Raw genomic sequence first — 26,354 nt, forward strand, 5'->3', positions numbered from 1 at the left:
GAGAGAGACACTCATGACCGATGCGATCATCGTGCGGGGCGCCAACAAGCGCTACGGCGACTTCGCGGCGTTGGACAACGTCGACTTCGAGGTGCCGTCCGGATCGCTGACCGCACTGCTGGGGCCCAGCGGCTCGGGCAAGTCCACGCTGCTGCGCGCCATCGCGGGGTTGGACCAGCCCGACACCGGCACGATCACGATCAACGGCCGTGACGTCACCGATGTGCCGCCGCAGCGCCGGGGGATCGGCTTCGTCTTCCAGCACTACGCGGCGTTCAAGCACCTGACCGTGCGTGACAACGTCGCGTTCGGGCTCAAGATCCGCAAGCGGCCCAAGGCCGAGATCGCCGAGAAGGTCGACAACCTGCTGGAAGTGGTGGGGCTGGCGGGCTTTCAGACCCGCTACCCGAACCAGCTGTCCGGCGGGCAGCGTCAGCGCATGGCGCTGGCCCGCGCGCTGGCCGTCGATCCGCAGGTGCTGCTGCTCGACGAACCGTTCGGCGCGCTGGACGCCAAGGTGCGTGAAGACCTGCGGGCCTGGCTGCGCCGGTTGCACGACGAGGTGCACGTCACCACGGTGCTGGTCACCCACGACCAGTCCGAGGCGCTCGACGTGGCCGACCGCATCGCGGTACTCAACAAGGGCCGCATCGAACAGGTCGGCTCACCCGCAGAGGTGTATGACGCGCCGGCCAACGCGTTCGTGATGTCGTTCCTGGGCGCGGTGTCTTCGCTGAACGGCTCGCTGGTGCGCCCCCACGACATCCGCGTCGGCCGCAATCCGGACATGGCGATCGCGTCGTCGGACGACTCGGTGCAGGCCACCGGGGTGCTGCGCGCGACGATCGACCGAATCGTCATGCTGGGCTTCGAAGTTCGGGTGGAACTGACCAGCGCCACCGACAACACGCCGTTCACCGCGCAGATCACCCGCGGCGACGCCGAGGCGCTCGGCCTCAAGGAAGGCGACACCGTCTACGTGCGCGCCACCCGGATCCCGCCGCTGCCGGGTGGGACCGAGATCCCGCACAGCGACAGCGCCGACGACGACGGCGCGCTGACCAACGCCTGACACGGGTCAACGCGGCTGCGTCGCGATGACGGTCCTGAGCTCGTCACGCGAGCGGATGCCGAGTTTCTGGTACACGTGGCGCAGGTGGTACTCGACGGTCTTGGGGCTGAGGAACAGCGCAGCCGCAGCCTCTTTCGTGGTGGCGCCGTCGCCGAGCATCTGCGCGATCCGCAGCTCCTGCGGCGTGAGGTGGGCCGAATACCCGTCGGCGCTGCGCCGAGCCCGCTCGCCGGTGGCGTCGAGTTCGGTGGCGGCGAGTTCGGCCCACGGACGCGCCCCCAGCCGCTGAAAGTCCTCGAGCGCCCGGCGTAGATGCGGCCGCGCGGCGACCCGCTGCTTGGCGCGGCGAAGACTGGAACCGAACACGAGCCGAGTGCGGGCGGCCTCGAACGTGTCCGGGTTGAGGTCGTGCAGGCGCAGAGCCTCGTCGAGGTGGCGCGCGCGGACGACAGACGTGGGGTTGACGAGTGCCATCGCGCGGTGTGCCCGGGCCAGTGCCCACGGCTGACACTTCTCCTCGGCGCGGCGAAGGTAGTCGCGGGCAATCGCCTCCGCGGTGTCCTCACGGCCGCTGCGGACACAGGCTTCCACGAGTTCCGGCGCGGGGGAGACGTCGACATCGCGGAAACCGATGTCGGACAACATCATCGAAAGCTCTTCGTAGTGCCGGCAGGCCGCGGCGGCGTCGCCGGTGGCCAGCGCGAGGTCGCCCAGCGCGTACTGTGCCCAGATCTCCGCCAACGCCATGTGGTTACGCTTCGCAAGCGCCTGTGCCTCGGCGGCGTTGGCGAGACATTCGTCGGCGCGGCCCATCCGTGCCTGCAACCAGGCCAGGCCCGCCAGGGCAGCGGCCAGGTCGGTCGTCTGACCGGTTTCACGGGCGAGCGCCGCGCTCTCACCGTAGTCAGCCAGCGCCGACTGCCACTTGTCGGTCGTCGCTTCGTCGCGGGCCACGTGGAACAGCAGGTTCGGCAGCGACCCGAGGGCGATGCGGTCGCGACGGTCCTGCACGACCCGCGTCACGAGGTCGCGCCCCACCGCAGATTCGCGCAGGAACAGCGTGCCGAGGATCGGCCAGTCCGGGCGGCGCGGATCGTCGAGCACCGATGGTGTCTCACTCAACGTCGTGACGGCCGACCGCAGCCACCCGAGGCCGTCCTCACCGGCCAGGATGCGGGCGATGCCGATCGACAACTCGCCGCGGACTTGCGTCGAGGCCGCCGTGCACGACGGCAGCAACGCCTCGATACGATCGGCCGCGACGAGGCCGGATGCCGTGTCGCACAGGCAGAAGCACGCGGTCACGGCATCGCCGAGTAGTGCGACGGCGACCTGGGGATCCACGGATTCGGCTCGCCTGGCGGCGTCGACGAGCAGATCGCGGGCGTCGCGCAGCGACCCCGTGCGCAACGCGATCGTCCCTCGCAGCGCGGCGATGTCGGTGAGCCTGCGGGCATCGTCGGTGATGGTCTCGGCGTCGACGAGCAGATCACCCGCGCGTGCGGACTGGCCCGAGAACCACGCCGCCTCCGCCGCGGCCACCAGCCTGCCGCACCGGAGCGCATCGTCGTTGGTCAATTCCGCGCTGCGCACCAACGCCCGCACGGCGACCCCGTACGCCCCGCGCGCACAATAGGTCTCGGCCACCGCGGCCAGTTGGTCGGCGACGTCGTCGTCGGCTCCGATCGCGGCCTCGCTGAGGTGCCACACCCTGCGGGCCTGCGCAGCAGCGGGAAGTGCCTGCGCGACGGCGCGATGCACCTCGCGTCGTGACTGCGGGTCGGCGCCGCGATAGATGGCCGATCTGACCAGCGGGTGGCGGAACTCGGCGCGGCCGGCAGAAACCTTCAGCAGCCCGGCGGATTCCGCTGCGGCGATCGATGCGATCGACGCTCCCGTCGCGCTCGCCGCGCGTGAGGCGAGACCGAGGTCACCGTCGGCGACCACGGCCAGCAGCAGGGCCAGTCGCGTCGCGTCGTCCAGAGCGGTCACACGGCGTCCGAAGACGGCCGCGACGGTCTCGGTGACCGGCATCGGCAGTTCGTCCGGGGTGTCGCGGATGCGGTCCAGCTCGCCGGCCAGTTCCACGATGGCCAGCGGACTGCCCAACGTCACGCGATGCAGGTGCGCAGCGTCCTCCGCCGTCGCGGGGATGGCAACCGATTGGGAGAGCAGCGCGGAGGTCGCGGCGAGGGTCAGCCCGCCGAGGTGCACCGTCGGCAGGTCGGTGAACCTGGCCTCGGCTTCCGGCCGCGTCGAGATGACGATCGCGACGGGATCGGCGAGAAGTCGGCGCGCCACGAAGCGCAGGGCGTCGGCCGACGGCGGGTCGAGCAGGTGCGCGTCATCGACGAGGATCAACAGCGGACGGTCTTCCGCGTGCCGACTGAGCAGGCTGAGTGTCGCCGCGCCGACCGCGAACCGTTCCGGTGTCGCACCTGCACGCAGCATCAGCGCGACGGCGAGCGCGTCGGCCTGGGGCGCGGGAAGTCGATCGAGAAGGTGCAGGGCAGGTCTCAGCAACTGGTGCAGCCCGGAGAACGCCAGTGCGGACTCCGCGTCGGTGCCCGCGGCCCGCAGCACCGCCATATCGCCGGCGCGTGATGCCGTGTCGTCCAGCAGCGCGGTCTTGCCGATCCCGGCCTCACCGTGCAGCACCAACACACCGCTCTGCCCGAGCCGCGCGCCTGCGACCAGTTCGGCGATGCGCTGCTGCTCGGGTTCGCGGCCGAGAAGCATGCGCCGATAGTAGGCGTCGGGAACTAGGGGGGTCACCTGATTCGCCCGAGCCGTGCGCGGTGCGACGGTGGACGTCGTGCTACCAGGAAGAAAGGCAGTCTCATGACCGACACCATCACTCCCGTTGACCCGGAAAAGCTCATGGGTTTCGTATTCCGCGCGGTCGAGGAGACCGGCGCGGCCCTCAACGCCGCGCTTGTCGTCATGGGCGACCGGCTCGGCTACTACCGCTGCCTGGCCGACCGCGGGCCCAGCACGCCCGCGGAGTTGGCCGAACACACGGCGACCGACGAGCACTACGCCCGCGAGTGGCTCAATGCGCAGGCGGCCGGATCGTTTGTGACGTATGACAATTCGACCGGCCGCTACCACCTCCCGCCGGAGCAGGCGATCGCGCTGCTGGACGAGACCAGCCCCGCGTTCGTCGGCGGTCTCTTCCAGCTCGCCTACGGAACCCTCTGCGACGCAGGCACCATCGTCGAGGTCGCCCGGACCGGTGACGGGATGGGCTGGGGCGAGCACAATTCCGATGTCCACGACGGCTGCGAAAGGTTCTTCTTCCCCACCTACGCGGCCAATGTGGTGGACAGCTGGATCCCCGCGCTCGACGGGGTGGTGGACAAGCTGAGTGCCGGGGCCCGCGTCGCCGACGTCGGATGCGGTCACGGCGCCTCGACCATCATGATGGCCACCGCTTTCCCGGCCTCGACGTTCCACGGCACCGATGCCCACGCGGCATCCGTGCAGACGGCCAGGGACCGGGCGAACGCCGCCGCGCCCGATCTACCCGTCACCTTCGACGTGACCGGCGCCGACGGAATGCGTGGCGGGCCCTACGACCTGATCACGATGTTCGACTGCCTGCATGACATGGGTGATCCGATCGGCGCTGCCAGGCGGGTGCGCGAGGTGATCGCCGACGACGGCACATGGATGATCGTGGAACCGGCCGCGGGCGACCACGTGGAGGACAACTTCAATCCGATCGGGCGGGCGTACTACGGGTTCTCCACACTGTTGTGCACCCCGTCGTCGTTGGCCCAGCCGGTCGGATTGGCGCTGGGCACGCAGGCCGGTCCGGCGCGGATCCGCGATGTGGTGACCGCCGCCGGTTTCACCCGGTTCCGGCTCGCGGTCCAGACCCCGTTCAACAACGTTTTCGAGGTTCGGCCCTGAAACCGACCGCACGGACCGAGGATAGGGCTGTGAGCGGTCCACAACGCGCGCGGCGACCGGACCTGACGGGTTCGGTGACCCGCGACGGTGTGTCGCTGCACTACGAGGTGTTCGGCGACGGACCGACCTCGGTGCTGCTCATGCCGTCGTGGTCGATCGTGGACTCCCGGTTCTGGAAGGCGCAGGTGGCGTTCCTGGCCCGCAGCCACCGCGTCGTCACCTTCGACGGCCGCGGCTGCGGACGCTCCGCCCGGCCTCGGGGCGCCGCCGCCTACCTCAACCGGGAGTACGCGGCGGACACGGTCGCGGTGCTCGACGCCACCGGTACCGAGCGCTGCGTGCTCGTGAGCCTGTCCCGGGCCGCCGATTGGGCGGTGCGTGTCGCGGCGACCGATCCCGACAGGGTCGCAGGCATCTTCGCGATCGGGCCGTCCTGTCCGGTGCCCGCCGCGAAGCTGGATCTCGAGCGCGAGTGGTTGTGGCTGGCGCCGGCCGTCGAGGAGCTGGCCGGCTGGCAGACCTACAACCGGGAGCACTGGCTGCGCGACGGACTCGACGACTTCCGCCGCTTCTTCTTCGGCGTGATGTTCTGCGAACCGCACTCGACCAAGCAGATCGAGGACATGATGTCGTGGTCAGCCGACATCGATGCGGAGACGCTGGCCGACACCACCGACGCGCGACTCGACCCGAACGTGCTTGCGGCTGAACCGTTCGAGGCGTTCGCCGCCGCCGTCCGGTGTCCCGTCCATGTGGTGCACGGCACCGAAGACCGGATCAGCCGCCCAGCGGTAGGCGAGCAGTTGGCCGCGTTGACGGGTGGGTCGCTGACGCTGATCGAGGGGGCCGGGCACGTCCCGCTCGCGCGCGACCCCGTGCGCATCAACCTGATGATCCGCGACTTCGTCGCCTCGGTGACACCGCCGAAACCCGAACGCACACAGTGGGTGCGAGCTCCGTACCGGCGCCGGCGGGCGCTGTACCTGTGCTCGCCGATCGGGCTCGGGCACGCGCGCCGCGACATCGCGATCGCCGCCGAACTGCGGAAGATCCGGACGGATCTCGAAATCCACTGGCTCGCCCAGGACCCGGTCACACGCGTCCTGGCCGCCGCCGGTGAACAACTGCATCCGGCATCGGCGCATCTGCTCGGCGAGTCGGCGCATCTCGAGCGCGAAGCCGGCGAGCACGACCTGCATGTGTTCGACGCGATCCGTCGGATGGACGAAACCATGATCGCCAACTTCATGGTGTTCGCGGAGCTCGTTGCCGAGGACCCGCCGGATCTCGTCATCGCCGACGAAGCGTGGGAAGTCGACCACTACCTGCACGAGAACCCCGACCTGAAGAACTTCGAGTTCGCCTGGCTGACAGACTTCGTCGGCTGGTTACCGATGCCCGACGGCGGTGCGCGGGAAGCGGCGCTGACCGCGGACTACAACGCCGAGATGCTCGAGCACCGGGAACGGTATCCGCGCCTGCGGGACCGCTCGATATTCGTCGGGAATCCCGACGATGTCGTCGAGCAGGATTTCGGTCCCCACCTACCGGGCATCCGCGAGTGGACCGAGCGCAACTACGACTTCTGCGGTTACGTGCTGGGATCGCCCCCGCCTACCGGACCGGAGCGAAACACGCTGCGCCGCAGGCTCGAACTCCAGCCCGAGCATCGGCTCTGTGTGGTCACCGTCGGCGGAACGTCGGTGGGTACGTCGCTGCTGCAGCGGATCCTGCAGGCGGCCCCGCTGGTCCGTCGTGCGATACCGGAGCTGCACTTCCTGGTGGTGACGGGCCCGCGGATCGACCCGGCGACACTGCCCCGACGGCAGGGGGTCCGAGTCCGCGGGTTCGTCCCTGATCTCGCGGACTACCTCGCCGCCTGCGACATCGCCGTGGTCCAAGGCGGATTGAGCACGTGCATGGAGTTGACCTCGGCCGGTACACCTTTCGTCTACGTGCCGCTCGAGCACCATTTCGAGCAGAACATCCATGTCCGGCACCGGCTCGAACGCTACGCCGCCGGCCGCCGGATGCGCTATGCCGAGGCCGCCGATCCCGACCTGCTCGCCAAGATCATCGTCGACGAGATGACCGCCGATTCGTCCTTTAGGCCGGTCGAGACGGACGGCGCGATGCGTGCCGCAGCGATGCTGGCCGAGCTGCTGTGACAACCCCTGGGGCGCCGGAGTGAATTCCTAGGGGGGCCACCGGGTTCGACGACCCGCAGCATGCTGAGAGTCTCGAAGACGTGACCGTATTCGTATACGACTCGCGACCCGGGCGGGTCACAGCACTGTGTTCGTGCGGTTGGGCCGGGCGGCGCAGGCAATCGAGGGCGTTCGCCAAACACGACGCCTGGGCCCACTTCATCGACGCCCGGTGCGAGCTCGCCAACCCCCTGGTCATTTCAGCACCCACGAGGAGGAACCCGATGATGAAAACCGCGATGATGGTGACCATGTTGGCCACCGGCCTGGTCGCGGCGGGCGGTGCGGACACCCCCGCCGGCGCGCAGATCACACCGCATCCGACAGAGTTTCACGACTTTCGCGTCGTCGGCACGGCGGCCGTCGGAACGCCGAACCGGCTCTACTCGGCGGCTGTCACGGCGCGGCCGGCCACCCAGGTGGTCGCGGCGCCCACGCCGTTCGTGGCATTGCCCTACATTGCGGGCGACGACGACGTTGTCGAGCGTGCGAAGCGACGACGGCCGCCGCGAACCGATGATTCGCCTGCGTTGTTCGTCCGGACCGTCGAAGCGGACCGTCCGGCCCTGCCGGCGAGAGGAATTCGGCCTGCCGATCAGTTCGCGCCACCGGCCGCCGATGTCGTCGGGCGCATGGTCGCCGATGTCGTCGGCATCTTCGTCAGCAACGGCGACGAACCCGGCGAGAACGCGGGCCTGCTGATAGGTAACGGGGCCGACGGAATCGACGGGCAGAACGGTGGTCGCGGTGGACTACTGTTCGGCAACGGTGGCCGCGGCGGTGACGCGATCCTGCCCGGCGGGACCGGCGGCGCGGGCGGCAACGCCGGGCTCTTCGGCAACGGCGGGACAGGCGGCAACGGTAAGAGCGAGTTCGCGGTGGGCAACACGAACACCGTCGGCGGGGCCGGTGGCCGGGGCGGCAACGGCGGCCCGCTCATGGGCAACGGCGGGCAAGGCGGTAACGGGGGTTTCATCCACAACACCGGCGCCAACAGCGACGCCTTCGGCGGTGCCGGCGGCGCAGGAGGCGACGCGGGAATCATCGGCCGGGGCGGCACCGGGGGTAGCGGCGGACATGCCGTCGCGTACGGAAAAGCGGTCGCCGGCGACGGCGGTCGCGGCGGCGACGCCGGCGCCTTCGGCGACGGAGGCTTCGGCGGTCTGGGCGGTACGGCCCAGGGCAAACAAGATGCCACCGGCGGGAACGGCGGCGTCGGCGGCACCGGCGGCTCGGTGACCGGCGACGGGGGTGAGGGCGGCAACGGCAGCCTCGCCACGAGCGGATCGGGTCGGGCGCAGGCCGGGCACGGCGGCACGGGCGGTGACAGTAGAGGCCTCGGCGACGCCGGCGACGGAGGACGCGGCGGTGCAGGCACGTCCAACGGCGAGCACGGCTTCGGCGGAAAAGGCGGAAACGGCGGCAGGTCCGCGAACGGCACGGGCGGCAGCGGCGGCGCGGGAGGAAAAGGAACCAGCACCACCGCCGTGCACAACGGCTACGGCGGCGGGGGCGGCACCGGCGGTCAAGGACGCAGCGGCGGAGACGGCGGTGCCGGAGGAGAAGGCGTCGCGAGCGGCGGAAACGGCATCGGTGGGACCGGCGGCGTTGCCGGCGCCGGGAACGGAATGGCCGGGGGCACAGGCGGTCGCGGCGGTGCAGGTACGTCGGCGACCGGCAACGGCTACGGCGCCAACGGCGGATCCGGCGGCGACGGCAGGCCGCCGGGATCCGGTGGCGCAGGCGGTTCGGGCACCACCACCAACGGCAACGCCGGAAACCCCGGGGTGCCGAACTGAGCCGTTACGCCGCCGACAGACCCGCGGCGGCGGCGCTCACCGCGTCGTAGCGGTCCAGCGCCGTCGCCGCGACGAGGTTGTGCGAGCCCAGCGGCTCGGCCATCGGAATCGACTGTCGCGCAGCGTAGTCGGCGACCCGGTCGGTGATCCGGCCATGCGCCAGGAACCACGGCGCGATGACGAGCCGCTCAGCGCCACGGGCACGCAACCGGTCGGCAGCCTCGGCGACACCGGCGTACGGTCCGGTCGCGAACGCGACTTCGGTTGCTGACCAACGCGTCCCGTGCGACAGCCGCTGCGCGACGGTCGCGGTCCTGGCATTGGCGGCCGAGTGCGACGAGCCCACCGCGACGACCAGCACCCCGAGTCCGTCGTCGTCGGGTGAGACACCGATCTCGGCCAGCCGCAGGCGGAGCACGGTCAGCAGCGCGGGATCCTCGCCGAGCACCTCGGCGCGGTCCACCACGGCACCGGACTCCTCGATCACCGCGGGAATGTCGATGCGCGCGTGGAACGCGCTCGCCAACAGGAACGGCACGACGACGCCCGGCCCGTCGAGGCCGCGCAACGTCTCACCCAGGAAGGGGCCGTTCTGCTCGAGGAAGGCGGGACGCACATCGAGCCAGGGCCTCAGCCGCCGGATCCGACCCGCCACGGCGTGGGTGACCGCCGCCGAGCGCGGATCGGCGCTGCCGTGCGCGGTCAAGACGAGCGTCACGAAGCGTGCAGCCCGCATTCGATCTTGCCGGTGCCCGCCCAGCGTCCACTGCGGGGATCGGCGCCCTCGACGGGCTTCGCGGTGCACGGCGCGCAGCCGATCGACGGGTAGCCCTCGTCGACGAGCGGATTGACCAGCACGCCGTGGGCGTCGATGTAGGCCTGCATGTCCTCGTCGGTCCACGCGGCCAGCGGGTTGATCTTCACCAAACCGAACGCCTTGTCCCAGCTGACCAACGGGGCGTTGGCGCGCGTCGGCGCCTCCACCCGGCGGATCCCGGTCACCCACGCGGAGTAACCGCTGAGCGCCTTGGACAACGGCTCGACCTTGCGCATCCGGCAGCACTCGTTGGGCTCGCGGGCGAACAGGTCCTTGCCCAGCAGCGCGTCCTGCTCGGCCACGCTGCGTTCCGGGGTGACGTTGACGATGTTCACGTCGTAGACCGCCTCGACGGCGTCACGGGTGCCGATCGTCTCGGCGAAGTGATAGCCGGTGTCGAGGAACAGGATGTCCACCCCGGGCCGCACCTGCGCCGCCATGTGCACCAGCACCGCGTCCTGCATGTTGGACGCGACGACGTAGTTTCCGCCGAAGTTCTCATCGGTCCAGCGCAGCAGGTCCGCCGCGCCGGCGCCCTCGAGCTCGGCCGCGCCGCGCTCGGCCAGTGCCTGCAGATCGATATCTGTCATCGCTTCGTTCATCGCCTTTGTCCGCTCTTCGCGCAAGCGCTCATCGCAGGTCCGCCTCGTCCGCTCGAATAGCCCACGTTGCGAAACGCTCGCCCTGCTCCCTTTGTTTCACGAAGTTGCGAACCACCCGGTCGATGTAGTCACCGAGCTCCGACGACAGCACCTTGTGCTGGCGCAGCTTGCGGCCGAACCCGCTGTCGAGGCCCAGGCTGCCGCCGAGGTGCACCTGGAAACCCTCGACCGAGCCGCCCTCGCCGTCGTCGACCATCTGGCCCTTGAACCCGATGTCGGCGACCTGGATCCGCGCGCACGAGTTCGGGCAGCCGTTGATGTTGACCGTGATCGGCACATCGAGCTGGGCGTTGATGTCCTCGAGCCGCCGCTCCAGCTCGGGCACCAGCACCTGGGCCCGGTTGCGGGTCTCGGCGAACGACAGCTTGCAGTACTCGATGCCCGTGCAGGCCATCAGGTTCTTGCGCCACGCCGACGGCCGGGCAGGCAACCCCAGCGCGTCGAGACCGGCGGTCAGCTCGTCGAGCTTGTCGTCCGGCACGTCGAGGATGACCAGCTTCTGGTACGGCGTGAACCGGACCCGGTCCGATCCGGCCGCCGCGGCCAGGTCGGCCACCTGGGTCAGGATCGTGCCCGACACGCGGCCCGCGATCGGCGCGACGCCGACGGCGTTGAGGCCGTTCTTGAGCTTCTGGATCCCGACGTGGTCGATCGGGTGCTTGACCGGCTCGGGAGCAGGCCCGTCGATCAGCTTGCGGTGCAGGTACTCGTCCTCGAGTACCTGACGGAATTTTTCGACACCCCAGTCCTTGATCAGGAACTTCAGCCGCGCCTTCGACCGCAGGCGCCGGTAGCCGTAGTCGCGGAACACCGACGTCACCGCCTCCCAGACGTCGGGCACCTCCTCCAGCGGCACCCACACGCCGACCCGCTGGGCCAGCATCGGGTTGGTCGACAGGCCGCCGCCGACCCACAGGTCCAGGCCGGGGCCGTGCTCGGGATGGTGCACGCCGATGAACGCGACGTCGTTGACCTCGTGCGCGACATCCTGCAGCCCCGAGATCGCGGTCTTGAACTTGCGCGGCAGGTTCGACAGCTCCGGGCTGCCGATGTAGCGGCGCACGATCTCGTCGATCGCCCAGGTCGGGTCGAGCACCTCGTCGAGCGACTCGCCGGCCAGCGGCGAACCCAGCACGACGCGCGGGCAGTCACCGCACGCCTCGGTGGTCTGCAGGCCGTGCTCGGCCAGCCGCCGCCAGATCTCCGGGACGTCCTCGATCCGGATCCAGTGGTACTGCACGTTCTCGCGGTCACTGATGTCGGCGGTGTCGCGGGCGAACTCGGTGGAGATCTCGCCCAGCGTGCGCAGCGCACCGGTGGTCAGCGCGCCGCCGTCGCAGCGCACCCGCATCATGAAATGCGAGTCCTCGAGCATGTCGGTGTTGTCGTCACCGGTCCAGGTGCCGTCGTAGCCCTGCTTGCGCTGGGTGTACAGGCCCATCCAGCGCATCCGGCCGCGCAGGTCCTGCTTGTCGATGCTGTCGAAGCCGCGCTTCGAGTAGATGTCGAGGATGCGGGCGCGCACGTTGAGCGCGTCGTCGTCCTTCTTGAACTGCTCGTTCGGGTTGAGCGGCTCGCGGTAACCGAGCGCCCACTGGCCCTCGGCACGGGGGCGTTTGGCGGGCTTCGGCTTGGAATCCGCAGTGGTCATGAGGTGGCTCCTTCGTGGAGCCGGCGTTCGGATCGCGCGGGATCACCGGTGGCTGTCCGGCGGCGCAGATCCGGCGGCCAGCTGAACAAACGGGTGGGCTGGGGTGCTAGATCAACGTCAAGGCAGACAGCAACACGTACATACGCGCTTGAAGTCGACGTGCCGCCGCGCCACCAGGAACACACGCTGGGGGAAGTTGCGGCCGGCATTCACGTCGCCAATTGTGCCATGAACCCCCGCACCGGCCCTAACCGGGCGAAATTTGCGCTCACCGTGAGCAGAACGATCCTCTGGGAGACTGGCTGCATGACCGTCCGAACCGCGCCCGTCGCGCTGCCCGCGATGCGCTCGACCGCGGACAGGCCGTTCGGCATCTACATCCACGTCCCGTTCTGCGCCACCCGCTGCGGATACTGCGACTTCAACACCTACACCCCCAGCGAACTCGGCGGCGCCAACCCCGACGGCTGGCTGACCGCCCTGGCCGTCGAGCTGGAGCAGGCCGCACGACACCTCGGCACGGCTCCCGAGGTCAGCACCGTGTTCGTCGGCGGCGGCACCCCGTCGCTGCTGGGCGGTGCGGGCCTGACCGCGGTGCTCGACGCGCTGCGCGGGAGCTTCTCGCTGGCCCCGGACGCCGAGGTGACCACCGAGGCGAATCCGGAGTCGACCTCGCCGCGGCTGTTCGAGCAACTGCGTGCCGCCGGCTACACCCGGGTGTCGCTGGGCATGCAGTCGACCGCGCCGCACGTGCTGGCCACGCTGGACCGCACCCACTCGCCGGGGCGCGCCCTGGCCGCAGCACGGGAGGCCGCCGCGGCCGGGTTCGACCACGTCAACCTCGACCTCATCTACGGCACGCCGGGCGAGACCGACGACGACCTGCTGCGCTCGGTCGACGCGGCCGTCGCCGCGGGGGTCGATCACCTGTCGGCCTACGCGCTGGTCGTCGAGGACGGCACCGCGATGGCGCGCCGGGTCCGGCGCGGCGAACTCGCGATGCCCGACGACGACGTGCTGGCCCGCCGCTACGAACTGCTCGACGCGCAGCTGAGCGCCGCCAGCTTCGCCTGGTACGAGGTGTCGAACTGGAGCAGGCCCGGCGGCGAGTGCCTGCACAACATCGGCTACTGGAACGGCGGCGAATGGTGGGGCGCCGGGCCGGGCGCACACGGCTTCGTCGACGCCGTCCGCTGGTGGAACGTCAAACACCCCGCCAACTACGCGCGCCACCTCGGCGACGGCATGCTCCCGATCGCCGACTACGAGCGTCTCGACGCCGACACCATGCACGTCGAGGACGTGATGCTGCGGGTCCGGCTGCGCGACGGGTTGCCCCTGGGTGTGCTCACCGCATCCGAGCGCCGGCGGGTCGACGCGCTGGTCGGCGACGGCCTGCTGCGCCGCCTCGGTGATCGGCTGGTGCTGACCGATCGCGGCCGGCTCCTGGCCGACGCGGTGGTCCGCGATCTGCTCGATTAGATGCGGCGACGGCCTGGTTGAGGCACGCTTTCCCCGGCGGGTGTGAACGACCGCCACCGTCTGATCGTTGTGCTCGGTGTGGATGACGGGAAAGCAGGGATGGCCGTTGACTGAGCATCAGGCCGAGTTGCTGCGCGCAATTCATGACGAACACCGCCAGGCACTGCTGCGCTATGTGCTGCGACTGACCCGCGGGGACATGCCGTTCGCCGAGGACGTGGTCCAGGAGTCGTTGCTGCGGCTGTGGCGCAAACCCGAGATCCTCGAGCAACCGGGCGACGCGGCCCGCGCCTGGTTGTTCACCGTCGCCCGTAACCTGGTGATCGACGACCGGCGCAGCGCCCGGTTCAGCCGTGAGATGCAGACAGACGACGTGCCCGAGCGACCGTCGCTGGACGCCATCGGCCCCGCCGTGGACAAGTGGATACTCGCCGACGCGCTGAAGTCGCTGAGCGCGGACCACCGCACCGCGATCGTGCGCTCCTACTACCTGGGCCAGACGGTCGCCGACATCGCCCGGCTCGAGGACGTCCCGCCGGGCACCATCAAATCGAGACTTCACTACGCGCTGCGCGCGTTGCGAATAGCGTTGCAGGAGAGGGGAGCGGTCCAGTGAGTACCGACCGGACGCCCGACGACATCGCCGAGTGGGACGCGGCCTATGTGCTCGGGGCGCTGAGCGTCGACGAGCGCCGCACCTACGAGCAGTACCTCGCCGCGAACCCGGCGCGCGCCGCCGAGGTGAACGCCTTCGCCGACCTGCCCGACATTCTCGACGTGCTCAGCCCCAAGGAGGCGCTGGCACTGCTCGACGCGCCGCCGGCCGCCGCGCAGGCACCGCAGGCCGAGGTGGTGTCGCTGGACGCCCAGCGGCAGCGGCGGTCGCGCCGCGCGACCGTGGTGGGCGCCGTCGCGGTGGCCGCGGCGCTGGCCGTGCTGGGCGGCGTGGTGGGAGCAACGATCTTCCCGCGCACCTCGTCGTCGGTGCAGACGGTGGCGATGTCACCGATGCAGCCCGGCCAGCGCCCCGGGTTGACCGCGCAACTGGCCGTCACCGAGAAGCAGTGGGGCACCGAGCTCAACTGGGCGTGTGAGTACACCAAGGACTGGGCCCGCGACGTCGACAGCTACGACCTCGTGGTGACGACGCGCGACGGCGCCCAGACGGCGGTCGGGTCGTGGCGCCCGGCCGGTGACGAGGCCACCGGTCTGTCGGCGGCGACGAGCATCCCGACCGCGGAGATCAGCAGCATCGACATCCGGGTGTCAGGCACCGACCAGCCGCTGGCGGTCCGCACGTTCTGACCAGTCGATCGACGTGACCGGCACCACCCGGCAGCGGCCTGCGTAAATCCCAAAAAAGGTCGCGATTGTGCCACTATTGCCGCCATGGCGCGCGGGTTATTAGGGAAGGCTAACCAGACCTCGGATCAGCTGACGTGATCAACCACGACCACACCGATCCGGAGCCCATCGCGATCATCGGGATCGGCTGCCGCGTCGCCGGCGACATCGGCACGCCCGACCAGTTCTGGAAATTCCTGCTCGACGGCGGAAGCGACGTGCGCGAGGTGCCCGCGGAGCGCTGGGAACCGTACCTGCGCCGCGACCCGCGCAACGCGGCGGTGCTCAAGGACGTGACGCGGTGGGGCACCTTCCTCGACGACCTGCCCGGCTTCGACGCCGAGTTCTTCGGGGTGTCGCCGCGCGAGGCGGAGTTGATGGACCCGCAGCAGCGGCTCGCGCTCGAGGTCAGTTGGGAGGCCCTCGAACACGCCGGGGTGCCGCCGAAATCGTTGGCGGGCAGCGACACCGCAGTGCTGATGGGCGTCAACTCCGACGACTACGGCAAGCTCATCATGGAGGACCTGCCGGGCATCGAGGCGTGGACCGGCATCGGCACCTCGCTGTGCGGTATCGCCAACCGGGTGTCGCACCTGCTGGATCTGCGCGGCCCGAGCGTCGCGCTCGACGCGGCGTGCGCGGCCTCGCTGGTCGCCGTGCACCAGGCCTGCCAGATGCTGCGGGCGGGCGAGACGTCGCTCGCGCTGGCCGGCGGGGTCAGCGCGCTGATCGGCCCGGGCCTGACCCGCGTGCTCGACGTGGCGGGCGCGACCGCTCCCGACGGCCGCTGCAAGACCTTCGACGCCGCCGCCGACGGTTACGGCCGCGGTGAGGGCGCGGGCGTGGTCGTGCTCAAACGCCTGGCCGACGCGCTGCGCGACGGTGACCACGTGTACGCGGTGGTGCGCGGCGGCGCCGTCGCGCAGGACGGGCGCACCGTCGGCATCATGTCGCCGAACGGGGACGCGCAAGCCGACATGTTCCGGCGCGCATGCGAATTCGCCGGCATCGAGCCCGCAAGCGTCGGCTTCGTCGAGGCGCACGGCACCGGCACACCGAGCGGCGACCCGACCGAGGTTAGCGCGCTGGCGGCGGTCTACGGCGCCGGCAGGCCGGCCGATCAGCCGTGCCGGATCGGGTCGGTGAAGCCCAATGTCGGCCATCTCGAAGGCGGCGCGGGAGTCGTCGGGCTCATCAAAGCCGCGCTGGCACTGCACCATCGGACGATCCCGCCCACCGCAGGAGTGACGTCGCTGACGCCGGCCGTCGACTGGGCCAACAGCGGCCTGCGGGTCCCCACCATGGTCGAGACGTGGGACCGCCCCGACGACAACCCGCGCCGCGCCGCCGTGTGCAGCTACGGGTACGGCGGCACCATCGCCCACGTGCTGCTCGAGGAGGCGCCCGGAGCCCCTGCTGCCAGAATCGATGAATCACAACGTTTTCCGCTGATCCTGCCGGTCTCGGCGCGGTCGGCGACCCGGCTGCAGGCCCAGGCGCGTGCGCTCGCCGGCCATCTCCGCGGCGACGGCGCACCCGCACTCGCGCAGGCCGCCGCCACGCTGTGGTCGCGCCGCTCACACGAACCGGTGCGCGCCGCCGTGGTGGCCGACGAGACCGACGCCGCGGTCGCCGCGCTCACCGCGGTCGCCGACGAGGACTCCTCGGCGGTCACGGGCACGGTGTTGCCCGCCGCTGCATGGGGCGCGGTGTGGGTGTTCTCCGGGCACGGCTCGCACTGGGCCGGGATGGGTCGCGAACTACTCGCCACCGCACCCGAATTCGCCGCGGTCATCGACACCATCGACCCGGTGTTCGGCGCCGAACTGGGCTTCTCGGCGCGCCAAGCGCTGACCGCAGGCGATCTCGGCGGCACCGACCAGGTACAGGCTTTGACGTTCGCGATGCAGGTGGGGCTCGCCGCGGTGCTGCGGACGCGTGGCGTCACGCCCGCGGCCGTCATCGGACATTCCGTCGGTGAGGTCGCCGCCTGCGTCACCGCCGGGGTGTTCGACCTGACCGTCGGCGCCGCCGTGGCCTGCTACCGTGCGCGCGGCTTCCGCGTCGTCATGGGTCAGGGCGCAATGGCGTTGGTGCGGTTGCCGTTCGACGACACCGAACACCGACTGTCGGGACGCACCGACGTGGTGGCGGCCATCAGCGCATCACCACAGTCGACGGTGATCTCCGGGGCGGCGTCGGCCGTCGAGGACATCTGCCGCCGCTGGACCGACGAGGGCGTGATGGTGCGCCGTGTCAACACCGACGTGGCGTTCCACAGCCCGGCGATGGACGACCTGACCGCCGAACTCGGCAGGCTCACCGCGCAACTGCCGGCGCCCCGCGCCCCCGAGATCCCGCTCTACACCACGGCGCTGCCCGACCCGCGGTCGGCGGCGCGGCGCGACCAGCACTACTGGGTGGCCAATCTGCGGGACCGGGTGCGGTTCGCCGAGGCCGTCTCCGCCGCGGTCGACGACGGGCACCGGCTGTTCCTCGAGGTGTCGGCACACCCGGTGGTCGCGCACTCGATCGTCGAAACCCTCACCGGTGTCGACCAGTATGCCGTCGTGCCGTTGCTGCGCCGCGACCGGCCCGAAAGCCATTCTGTCGCAACAGCTGTCGCGCAGCTGTACTGCCACGGCGCGCCCGTCGATTCCGGACTGCCGGCCGCCGCGCCGTGGGCTGCCGACGTGCCGGTGACGCAGTGGGAGCACCGGCGCTTCTGGCGGACGCCGACGCCGCCGCCGGGTGGGCGGGCCGTGCACGACGTCGACAGCCACACCCTGCTGGGCGGCCGCACGGAGGTGACCGGTGCGGTCGCCTCCCGCGTGTGGCAGACCCGCGTCGACCTCGACACCAGGCCGTACCCGGGCGACCACCCGGTGAAGGGGACCGAGATCGTGCCGGCCGCCGTCATCGTCAACACGTTCCTCACCGCGGCGGCCGGGCTCGACAACCGCGGCGCGGGAACCGATCTCGTCGAGGTCCGGCTGCGCACGCCGGTCGCGCCGGCACGTGCCCGCGACGTGCAGGTGGTGCTGCAGGACCGCGGGCTGACACTGGCCACCCGACTGGTCGACGACGAGGACGACGAGGACGGCGGCTGGTTGACCCATTCGAGCGCGGTGGCCGCCGCCGATGACGACATCGCCGACGTGATCGGCGACGTGCTCGACGAGGCCGCCGCCCGCGACCGCTGCGCCGAGCAGCTGCCGACGAGCCACGTGGTCGACACCCTCGCCGCACTGGGCGTGGCCGCGATGGGATTCGACTGGAACATCCTCGAATTGCACGCGGGGGAGGGCGAACTGCTCGCCAGGGTCGCTGCCCAGGGAGACGGCGCGACGCCGGCGACGTGGGCGTCGCTGCTCGACGCCGCCACCTCGGCCGCCTCGACGGTGTTCGACGGGCCCCCGCGGCTGCGCATGCCCGCCCGCATCGAACGCGTGCGGGTGCACGGCCAGCCACCCGAGGTCGCGCTACTGCACGTCCGGCGCCGGCCGGGCACCACGACGACCGACGTCGCGCTCGCCGAGGAGTCGGGCAAGGTGCTGGCGTCGCTGTCCGGGATGACGTTCGACCAGCTCGAGAACCCGTCGGGCAGTGACGTGACGCGGATGCTGCACCGGGTGGCGTGGCATCCTGTGCCGTGGGACCGCGACGCCAGACCGGCGGCCGTCGCCGTCGTCGGCGGTGACGACGACACCACCCGTCAGGCGGTGCTGCGCGACCTGTCGAACGCCGGAGTCCCGCACGCGCATTACAAGAACGCCGCCGAATTTGCGGCAGCGACGTTGACCCGCGACACCGCGGTGCTGGTGCTGCCGTGTACCCACGGTGAGCCGCAGCGGTCGGTGGATGCGGTGATGCAGACGCTGCGCGCGCTGCTCGACGCGGGCGCGAAGGCCCGGCTGTGGGTCCTCACCGAGCAGGTGCACGAGGGCGTCAACGTCGCGCACGCGCCGCTGTGGGGACTGGCCAGGGTGGCCGCGGCCGAACACCCGGACGTGTTCGGTGGTGTGCTCGACGTGGCGGCTGGTCCGCTGCCGGTCGGGGTGCTCGCGTCGGTGCACGGACATCCGGTCGTCGTCGTCCGCGACGGCGAGGCGCGCTCGGCACGGCTGGCGCCGGCGGGGCGCGGCACCGGCGCGCCGCTGCAGTGTTCGGCGGGCGGCACCTATCTGATCACCGGCGGCACCGGCGCGTTGGGGCTGCGGATGGCGCAGCGGCTGGCCGACGTGGGGGCCCGCCGGCTGGTGCTGCTGTCACGCAGCGGGATGCCCGATCGTGCTGACTGGGACCAGGATTCGGAGCTGGTGCGGACGGTGGCGGCGCTCGAGGAACGCGGCGTGTCGGTGCGTGTGCTCGCCGTCGACATCGCCGCCGCCGGGGCCGCCGAGGTGCTGCGGGACGCGCTGCGCGATCTGCCGCCGGTGCGCGGGGTCATCCACGCCGCGGGAGTCGAGGCGGGTGCGCTGCTGGTCAACACGACCGCGGACGACTTCACCGCGGCCATGCGGCCCAAGGTCGACGGCACGCTGACGCTGCACGAGCTGTTCCCGCCCGAACAGCTCGACTGGCTGGTGCTGTTCTCGTCGTGCGGGTACCTCGCCGGGTTCCCCGGCCAGGGCGCCTACGCGTGCGCGAACTCGTACCTCGACGTGATGGCCCGGCACCGGCGCCGGCTCGGCGACCGCACGGTCAGCGTCGCCTGGACCGCGTGGCGCGGGCTCGGCATGGGGTCGGCGTCGGGTTTCGTCGCCGCGCAGCTCGACGCACTGGGCATGGACACCATCGGGGTCGACGACGCGATGCGCGCCCTCGACCTGGCGATGCGCCACGACGATGCGAACGTCGTTGTGCTGCCGGTGCTTTCGGCGGCCGCGTCGGTGGAGATGCTGGCCGACGTGGCGCCGACCGACCGGGACGAGTCCGCTCCCGAGCCGTCGGCCGCGCCGGTGCTGACCGGTGCCGACCCCGAACGGGTCGCCGAGGTGGTCAGCGGCGCGATCGCCGCCCAGCTGGGCGTGGCGGCGGGCGACGTCGATACGGGGCTGCCGCTGGTGGAGCTCGGCGTCGACTCGATCATGACGGTCGGACTGCTGCGGGCGCTGGAGAAGCAGACCGGGCTGTCGCTGCCGCCGACGCTGCTGTGGGAGTATCCGACCGCGGCGGCGGTCGGCGAGCGCATCGCCGAGCTGCTCTGCGCGCCGACCGCCGAACTCTCGGCGGCAAGCGGGCGTTCAGCCGGTCAGCTGCGCGACGACCTTCTTCTTGTCGACCTTGCCGACCGCGGTCTTGGGCAGTGACGGCAGCGGGGCCAGCACGTCGGGCTTGCTGTGCGACGAGACGCCGCGCGCGTCGAGGAACTCGTGGAGCTCGGCGAGTGTGATCGGGGCGCCCTTGAAAACGACTGCTGCGCAGATTTTCTCGCCGAGGTACTCGTCGGGCAGCGCGACGGCGGCCGCGGCGTAGATCGCGGGGTGCGCGAACAGGTGCTCCTCCAGGTCGGACGCCGACACCGTCTCACCGCCGCGGTGGATGACGTCCTTGATCCGGCCGGTCACCTCGACATACCCGGCCCGCGGGCCGTCGGCGAAGATCCGCACCCGGTCGCCGCTGCGGTAGAAGCCGTCGGGGGTGAACGACCGGGCGTTGGCTTCCTCGGCGCGGTAGTAGCCGTTGAGCGTGTACGGCCCGCGCACCAGCAGTTCGCCCTCCTCGCCGGGCGCGACCTCGGCGCCGGTCTCGTCGACCACCCGCATCTCGTCGTGCGGAGACATCGGGCGGCCCTGCGTGTTGACCACCACGTCGACGGGATCGCCCGGCCGCGTGAAATTCAGCATGCCCTCGGCCATTCCGAAGATCTGCTGCAGCCCGGGAGTCAGGCCGGCCAGGATGTACTCAGCTTCCTGCGGCGTCATCCGGGAGCCGCCGACCTGCACGACGCGCAGCGACGTCGGCAGCACCGGTTCCCACTCGCAGGCCTGCGTCCACACCTTGGCCAGCGCGTTGACCAGTCCGGTGACCGTGACGCGGTGCCGGTCGATCAGCGCGAACGCGGCCTCGGGGCTTGCGTCGGAGGTGAACACCGTCGTCGCGCCGACGGTCATCGACCCCAGCAGGCCCGGACAGCCCAGCGGGAAGTTGTGCCCGGCCGGCAGCACGACGAGGTAGACGTCCTCGCCGGTCATCCCGCATTCCTGCGCGTGGGTTCTGGCGTTGTACACGTAGTCGTTGTGGGTGCGGGCGATCAGCTTCGGCAGCCCGGTCGTGCCACCGGAAACCAGCAGCAGCGCGGGCACATCGGCGTCGACCGGCGCCCGTTCGGGCAGCGGACCGTCGAAATCGGCCAGCGCTGACCAGGATTCGTACTTTCCCGGCTCGCCGTGAACGAACACGTGCCGCAGCGCCGGGTTGTTGCGCACCAGGTCGTCGGCCAGGTCGCGGTAGTCGAATCCGGCGATGACGTCGGGCACGATCAGGCCGACGGCGCCGCTCACCGCCGCGAAGTGGTTGAGCTCGGCTGACCGGTGGCCGGGCAGGCACATGACCGGCACCAGGCGCGCCCGCAGCACCCCGAACAGCGCGACCGCGAACTCGCAGATGTTCGGCAACTGCAGCAGTACGCGGTCACCGGGGGCCAGGCCGCGCTCGGTCAGCGCGGCGCCGATCCGCTCTGCCCGCGCATCGAGTTCGGCGAAGGTGTAGCTGACCTCGGTGTCGACGATCGCGGTCCGGTCGGGCCAGTGCGCCGCCGCGTCGCGCAGGATCGAGTCGAGCGGATCGTCGGTCCAGTACCGGCGGCGGTACTCCGCGGCGCGGTCGGCGGGGAACGGGACAAAACCCGTCAGCAGGTCACCGACGTCGGGCCGCTGTTCGGATCTGCGCTGCTCGGTACCGGTGCTCATGGCGGATACGCCCCTCGGGGTAGGTGTGGTCGCGAATCGAATATAAGGTAGCGTTCGCCAAGTTAGTTAGGGCAGCCTGTACTAATTTGGAGGTCAGTGTGAGCGGTGCCGGCCGCAGCGTCCGCGAAGAGGTGGCCGAACTCCTCGGCGTACACCCCGACGAGGTCGACCCCGACGCCGACCTGATCGCCTCCGGGCTGGACTCGATCCGGATGATGTCGCTGTCGGGTCGGTGGCGCAAGCAGGGCCTCGACATCAACTTCGCGGCGCTGGCCGAAAAGCCCACGGTGGCAGCGTGGTCGGCGCTGGTGGGGCAGCACTCGGACGTGCCCGCCGCCGATACCGCACAATCCGGTCCCGTGAACTCCGACGACGCCGACCAACCGTTCCCGCTGGCGCCGATGCAACACGCGATGTGGTTGGGGCGCAACGACGACCAGCAGCTCGGCGGCGTCGCCGCGCACCTCTACGTCGAGTTCGACGGTGCAGGCGTGGACCCAGAGCGGCTCCGGTATGCGGCCACCAAACTCGTTGCCCGCCATCCCATGTTGCGTGTCGAGATCCTGCCCGACGGGACGCAGCGCATCGGCGACCGCGACCTGCCGGTCACCATCTACGACCTGCGCGACCTCGACGACGCCGCCGCCGAAGAGCGGCTCGAGGAGATCCGGAACGAGAAGTCGCACCAGATCCTCGACGGCGACGTGCTCGAGCTCAGCCTGTCGCTGCGCCCCGACGGCCGCACCCGGCTGCATGTCGACATGGACATGAACGCCGCCGACGCGGTGAGCTACCGCAAGTTCATGGCCGACCTCGCGGTGTTCTACCGCGGCGGCGACCTGCCCGACCTCGGCTACACCTACCGTGAGTACCGCGCCGCGCTGACCGCCACGGACCCCGGCCCGTCCGACGAGGACCGGCAGTGGTGGGCCGAGCGGATCCCCGAGTTGCCGGAAGCGCCTGTGCTGCCGCTGGTTCCGCCCGCCGAGCAGCAAGACCCGCGGCGCAGTGTCCGGCTCTGGCACATCTTCGACGTGCCCACCCGCGACGCGCTGTTCGCCGCGGCGCACCGGCGGGGGATCACCCCGGCGATGGCGGTCGCCGCGTCGTACGCCAACGCGCTGGCCCGGTGGTCGAGCAACCCGCGATTCCTGCTGAACCTGCCGATGTTCGGCCGCGAGCCGTTCCACCCCGACGTCGAGAAGCTGGTCGGCTGCTTCACCTCGTCGCTGATGCTCGACATCGACCTCACCGACACCCGCACCCCGGCGCAGCGGGCGCGTGCGGTGCAGGAAACGTTGCACCACACCGCCCGCCATTCGCGCTACTCCGGACTGTCGGTGCTGCGCGACCTCGGCCGCCACCGCGGTCACCAGGTGCTCGCCCCGATCGTCTACACCAGCGCGCTCGGCCTCGGCGACCTGTTCGCCGGCGAGGTCACCGACCAGTTCGGTGCGCCGGTGTGGACGATCTCGCAGGGCCCGCAGGTGCTCATCGACGCGCAGGCCACCCCGCTGGCCGACGGGCTGATGATCAACTGGGATGTCCGCGTCGAGGCGTTCCGGCCGGGCGTCGCCGACGCGATGTTCGCCTACCACCTCGCCGAGTTGACCCGCCTGGCCACCGATGACGCTGCCTGGGACCGTCCCGATCCGCCGGCGGTGCCGGAGGCCTCGGCCGCGGTCCGGCACGCGGTGAACAGCACCACGGCACCGTCCAGCGGCGAGGCCATCCACGACGGGTTCTTCCGCGCCGCGTCCGTCCACCCCGAGGCGGTCGCCGTGGTCGACCGTGACGGTGAGCTGACCTACGCCGAACTGCGCACCCGCGCACTGTCGGTCACAAAAGCGTTGCAGGACAAGGGAGTCCGGCCCGGCGACCTCGTCGCCTTGGTCGGACCCAAGTGCGCCGACCAGATCCCGGCGGTGCTGGGCATTCTGGCGGCCGGCGCGGCGTACCTGCCGATCGGCGCCGACCAACCCGCCGAACGCACCGCGCGCATCCTCGACACCGACGGGGTTACGGCGGTGCTGCAGTGCGGCGGGGCCGACGCCGTACACACCGAGGTGCCGACGTTGACGGTCGCCGAGGCCACCGCGGGCGACGCCGCTCCCGGGCCCGTCGACGTGGCACCGGACGCGCTCGCCTACGTGCTGTTCACCTCGGGCTCGACCGGTGCACCCAAGGGCGTGGAACTGACCCACGACGCGGTGATGAACACGATCGAGTTCGTCACCGACCACTTCGCGCTCGACGCGACGGACCGCAGCCTGGCGCTGGCGTCGCTGGAGGCCGACATGTCGGTGCTGGAGATCTTCGCGCCGCTGCGCGCCGGCGGCACCGTGGTCGTCGTCGATGAGGACCAGCGCCGCGATCCCGACACGTGGGCGCGGCTGATCCGGCAGCACGACGTCACGTTCCTCAACTGGATGCCCGGGTGGCTCGACATGCTGCTCGAGGTCGGCGGGGACCGGCTGACGAGCCTGCGGGTGGTGCTGCTCGGCGGTGACTGGGTGCGCCCGGAACTCGTTAGCGCGCTGCGGGACTCGGCACCCAACGTGCGGGCGGCCGGGCTGGGCGGCGCGACGGAGACCGCGGTGCACGGGACGATCTGCGAGGTCGGCGAACCGCCGGCGGAGTGGACGTCGGTGCCCTACGGGGTCCCGTTCCCCAACAACGCCTGCCGTGTGGTGGCCGCCGACGGCTCCGACTGCCCGGACTGGGTGCCCGGCGAACTGTGGTTCACCGGGCGCGGCATCGCCCGCGGATACCGTGGCCGCCCCGACCTGACCGCGGAGAAGTTCGTCGAACACGACGGCCGAACCTGGTACCGCACCGGTGATCTCGTGCGCTACCTGCCCGACGGGTCGCTCGAGTTCGTCGGCCGCGTCGATCACCGGGTGAAGATCAGCGGATACCGCATCGAGCTCGGCGAGGTGGAGGCGGCGCTCAAACGCGTCGCGGGGGTCGACGCCGCGGTGGCCGCGGTGCTGTCCGGGGAGCGCGATGTGCTGGCCGCGCTGGTGCGCACCGACGTCGCGGGCGTCGACGCCGGGACCGTCACCGCGGCGCTGACCGACCTGGTCCCCGCGCACATGATCCCGAAGGTCGTCGTCGTCACCGACCGGATTCCGTTCACGGTCAACGGCAAGATCGACCGAACGGTCGTCACGCGTATGCTCGCTGATGCCGATCTGCCTGTCGCACAGGAGTTTCGGGCGCCCGCCACTCCGCTGGAGACCGCGCTGACCGCGATCGTCGCCGAGACGCTCGGCATCGGCGGCGACACACCGATCGGGGTCGACGACGACTTCTTCGCCCTCGGTGGGGACTCGGTGCTGGCCACCCAGGTGATCGCGCGGGTCCGCGACTGGCTGGACACCCCGACGGTTCTGGTCACCGACATGTTCGCCGCGCGCAGTGTCGCCGGGCTCGCCGACCGGCTCACCGCGCGCGAACCGGACGGCGAGCGGCTCAACGCCGTCGCCGAGATCTACCTAGAGGTCGCCGAGATGGACAGTGCAACAGTGCTGTCCGAGCTCGAGTCGTCAGCCTAGCGCGGCAGCCACGCGGCGCCACTGATCATGCGGGAACTCCCGCGGATCGGCGGTGAGCACCTGCACGCACACGTGGTCGGCGCCGGCGTCGAGGTGTTCGCGCACCCGCCGCACCACCGTCTCCTCGTCGCCCCAGGCGATGATCGCGTCGAACAACCGGTCGCTGACCGAGGTCACGTCCTCTTCGCTGAACCCGGACCGCAGCAGATTGTTGCGGTAGTTCGGCAACGCGAGATACGAACGCAGCCAATCGGTTCCGATGCCGCGTGCCTCCTCGCGGTCGGTCGTCAGCAGCACCGTCTGCTCGGGCAGCAGCAGCGGGCCCGCGCCGAGCTGCGCGCGGGCGTAGCGTGTGTGGTCGGTGGTCACCAGGTACGGGTGGGCGCCGCGGGACCGGGTCGCCGACAGCTCGAGCATCTTCGGGCCCAACGCCGCGAGGACGCGGTTGCCGACCGGAACCGGCTGCGCGGTCGCGTCGATGTCGTCGAGGTACTTGCGGGTCGCGGCCAGCGGCTTGCGGTACAGGCCGGGCTCCTTGGAGTCGATCAGCGGGGCGTGGCTCACGCCGATGCCCAACAGGAACCGCTCACCGTGCGCCTCGGTCAGCGCGGCGTAACGCGCGGCCACTTCGGCGGGTTCGTTCATCCAGAGGTTGAGGATGCCGGTGGCGATCACCGCCTGCTTGGTCGACGACAGCAGGTGCTCGACCGAGTCGAGGATCCCGCCGCTCACGTCGGGAATCCACAGCGCGCTGAACCCGAGCTCCTCGAGCTCGGCGGCCGCTTCGGCGGCCTGCCCCTGATCGCCGTACCGCAGCTGCGAGCTCCACACACCGACGCCTGCCAGATCCATGGCCGTCCCTTCGTTGCCGAGTAACCCTTCTTACGTTACGTAGCGACCGGCGCGCGTTAAGCGACCGGTAGGGTTAGGCGAC

At 70.8% G+C, this 26,354-nt stretch carries 15 protein-coding genes; 9 read left to right on the forward strand and 6 right to left on the reverse strand.

Translation table 11 applies throughout. The annotated features are described in order from the left end of the window. The first annotated feature begins 13 nt into the window (after positions 1 to 13). On the forward strand, positions 14 to 1,072 hold the full coding sequence (locus BLW81_RS17185; RefSeq protein WP_083408214.1) for a sulfate/molybdate ABC transporter ATP-binding protein: 1,059 nt from the start codon (positions 14 to 16) through the stop codon (positions 1,070 to 1,072). A 6-nt stretch (positions 1,073 to 1,078) separates the two neighbouring features. Here the strand turns inward: BLW81_RS17185 and BLW81_RS17190 are convergent, their stop codons facing one another. Next, positions 1,079 to 3,811: an AAA family ATPase gene (locus tag BLW81_RS17190; protein ID WP_083408215.1), complete on the reverse strand. Its 2,733-nt coding sequence runs from the start codon at positions 3,809 to 3,811 to the stop codon at positions 1,079 to 1,081. A 102-nt stretch (positions 3,812 to 3,913) separates the two neighbouring features. Between BLW81_RS17190 and BLW81_RS17195 the strand changes: the two genes are divergently transcribed. The 3 genes from BLW81_RS17195 to BLW81_RS30170 all read left to right on the forward strand — a co-directional run bounded on the left by BLW81_RS17195 (position 3,914) and on the right by BLW81_RS30170 (position 8,993). Then, the gene (locus BLW81_RS17195; protein ID WP_083408216.1) at positions 3,914 to 4,987 is read left to right on the forward strand and encodes a class I SAM-dependent methyltransferase; all 1,074 of its coding nucleotides are present in this window, start codon (positions 3,914 to 3,916) and stop codon (positions 4,985 to 4,987) included. Between the two features lie 29 nt (positions 4,988 to 5,016). Next, entirely contained in the window at positions 5,017 to 7,155 is a 2,139-nt protein-coding gene (locus BLW81_RS17200) for an alpha/beta hydrolase (RefSeq protein ID WP_197680324.1), read from the forward strand. A 263-nt stretch (positions 7,156 to 7,418) separates the two neighbouring features. Continuing rightward, positions 7,419 to 8,993, forward strand: a complete 1,575-nt coding sequence (locus tag BLW81_RS30170) for a PGRS repeat-containing protein (protein ID WP_157897724.1) — start codon at positions 7,419 to 7,421, stop codon at positions 8,991 to 8,993. A 4-nt stretch (positions 8,994 to 8,997) separates the two neighbouring features. Here the strand turns inward: BLW81_RS30170 and BLW81_RS17210 are convergent, their stop codons facing one another. The 3 genes from BLW81_RS17210 to BLW81_RS17220 are packed head-to-tail and all read right to left on the reverse strand — an operon-like array spanning position 8,998 to position 12,123. Next, positions 8,998 to 9,729 (reverse strand): sirohydrochlorin chelatase, encoded by a 732-nt coding sequence (locus BLW81_RS17210; protein WP_083408217.1) that lies wholly within the window; start codon positions 9,727 to 9,729, stop codon positions 8,998 to 9,000. Continuing rightward, positions 9,708 to 10,400: a phosphoadenylyl-sulfate reductase gene (locus tag BLW81_RS17215; protein ID WP_083410610.1), complete on the reverse strand. Its 693-nt coding sequence runs from the start codon at positions 10,398 to 10,400 to the stop codon at positions 9,708 to 9,710. Before BLW81_RS17215 ends, BLW81_RS17210 begins: the two co-directional genes overlap by 22 nt. 40 nt (positions 10,401 to 10,440) lie before the next feature. Beyond that, entirely contained in the window at positions 10,441 to 12,123 is a 1,683-nt protein-coding gene (locus BLW81_RS17220; protein ID WP_083408218.1) for a nitrite/sulfite reductase, read from the reverse strand. A 306-nt stretch (positions 12,124 to 12,429) separates the two neighbouring features. Here BLW81_RS17220 and hemW point away from each other — a divergent pair, with 306 nt between their 5' ends. From hemW to BLW81_RS17240, 4 genes are all read left to right on the forward strand, one after another. Further along, on the forward strand, positions 12,430 to 13,605 hold the full coding sequence (gene hemW / locus BLW81_RS17225) for a radical SAM family heme chaperone HemW (protein ID WP_083408219.1): 1,176 nt from the start codon (positions 12,430 to 12,432) through the stop codon (positions 13,603 to 13,605). An 82-nt stretch (positions 13,606 to 13,687) separates the two neighbouring features. Next, positions 13,688 to 14,221 carry a sigma-70 family RNA polymerase sigma factor gene (locus BLW81_RS17230; protein ID WP_083408220.1) on the forward strand — a complete coding sequence of 178 codons (534 nt, stop codon included), beginning with the start codon at positions 13,688 to 13,690 and terminating at the stop codon, positions 14,219 to 14,221. Further along, the gene (locus BLW81_RS17235; RefSeq protein WP_083408221.1) at positions 14,218 to 14,910 is read left to right on the forward strand and encodes an anti-sigma factor; all 693 of its coding nucleotides are present in this window, start codon (positions 14,218 to 14,220) and stop codon (positions 14,908 to 14,910) included. Before BLW81_RS17230 ends, BLW81_RS17235 begins: the two co-directional genes overlap by 4 nt. A gap of 137 nt (positions 14,911 to 15,047) precedes the next feature. Then, complete coding sequence (locus BLW81_RS17240; protein WP_083410611.1) at positions 15,048 to 20,261, forward strand: type I polyketide synthase; 5,214 nt, start codon at positions 15,048 to 15,050, stop codon at positions 20,259 to 20,261. Here BLW81_RS17240 and BLW81_RS17245 read toward each other — a convergent pair. Next, a complete protein-coding gene (locus BLW81_RS17245; RefSeq protein ID WP_083408222.1) occupies positions 20,196 to 21,863 on the reverse strand; it encodes a (2,3-dihydroxybenzoyl)adenylate synthase in 1,668 nt (555 codons plus the stop codon). The genes BLW81_RS17240 and BLW81_RS17245 overlap by 66 nt on opposite strands. A 98-nt stretch (positions 21,864 to 21,961) precedes the next feature. Between BLW81_RS17245 and BLW81_RS17250 the strand changes: the two genes are divergently transcribed. Next, on the forward strand, positions 21,962 to 25,420 hold the full coding sequence (locus tag BLW81_RS17250; RefSeq protein WP_235632023.1) for a non-ribosomal peptide synthetase: 3,459 nt from the start codon (positions 21,962 to 21,964) through the stop codon (positions 25,418 to 25,420). Here BLW81_RS17250 and BLW81_RS17255 read toward each other — a convergent pair. Next, positions 25,412 to 26,272 carry an LLM class F420-dependent oxidoreductase gene (locus tag BLW81_RS17255; RefSeq protein ID WP_083408224.1) on the reverse strand — a complete coding sequence of 287 codons (861 nt, stop codon included), beginning with the start codon at positions 26,270 to 26,272 and terminating at the stop codon, positions 25,412 to 25,414. The two genes, BLW81_RS17250 and BLW81_RS17255, sit on opposite strands and share 9 nt — an antisense overlap. Positions 26,273 to 26,354 lie beyond the last annotated feature (82 nt).

The sequence above is a fragment of the Mycolicibacterium rutilum genome, from assembly GCF_900108565.1.
Taxonomy (GTDB): Bacteria; Actinomycetota; Actinomycetes; order Mycobacteriales; family Mycobacteriaceae; genus Mycobacterium; species Mycobacterium rutilum.

What these genes read in the sequence shown, in the direction of transcription:
- BLW81_RS17185 (WP_083408214.1), top strand. Translation starts at nt 14, where the DNA reads ATGACCGATGCGATCATCGTGCGGGGCGCCAACAAGCGCTACGGCGAC.
- BLW81_RS17190 (WP_083408215.1), bottom strand. Translation starts at nt 3,811, where the DNA reads ATGCTTCTCGGCCGCGAACCCGAGCAGCAGCGCATCGCCGAACTGGTC.
- BLW81_RS17195 (WP_083408216.1), top strand. Translation starts at nt 3,914, where the DNA reads ATGACCGACACCATCACTCCCGTTGACCCGGAAAAGCTCATGGGTTTC.
- BLW81_RS30170 (WP_157897724.1), top strand. Translation starts at nt 7,419, where the DNA reads ATGATGAAAACCGCGATGATGGTGACCATGTTGGCCACCGGCCTGGTC.
- BLW81_RS17210 (WP_083408217.1), bottom strand. Translation starts at nt 9,729, where the DNA reads ATGCGGGCTGCACGCTTCGTGACGCTCGTCTTGACCGCGCACGGCAGC.
- BLW81_RS17215 (WP_083410610.1), bottom strand. Translation starts at nt 10,400, where the DNA reads ATGACAGATATCGATCTGCAGGCACTGGCCGAGCGCGGCGCGGCCGAG.
- BLW81_RS17220 (WP_083408218.1), bottom strand. Translation starts at nt 12,123, where the DNA reads ATGACCACTGCGGATTCCAAGCCGAAGCCCGCCAAACGCCCCCGTGCC.
- hemW (WP_083408219.1), top strand. Translation starts at nt 12,430, where the DNA reads ATGACCGTCCGAACCGCGCCCGTCGCGCTGCCCGCGATGCGCTCGACC.
- BLW81_RS17230 (WP_083408220.1), top strand. Translation starts at nt 13,688, where the DNA reads ATGACGGGAAAGCAGGGATGGCCGTTGACTGAGCATCAGGCCGAGTTG.
- BLW81_RS17245 (WP_083408222.1), bottom strand. Translation starts at nt 21,863, where the DNA reads ATGAGCACCGGTACCGAGCAGCGCAGATCCGAACAGCGGCCCGACGTC.
- BLW81_RS17255 (WP_083408224.1), bottom strand. Translation starts at nt 26,272, where the DNA reads ATGGATCTGGCAGGCGTCGGTGTGTGGAGCTCGCAGCTGCGGTACGGC.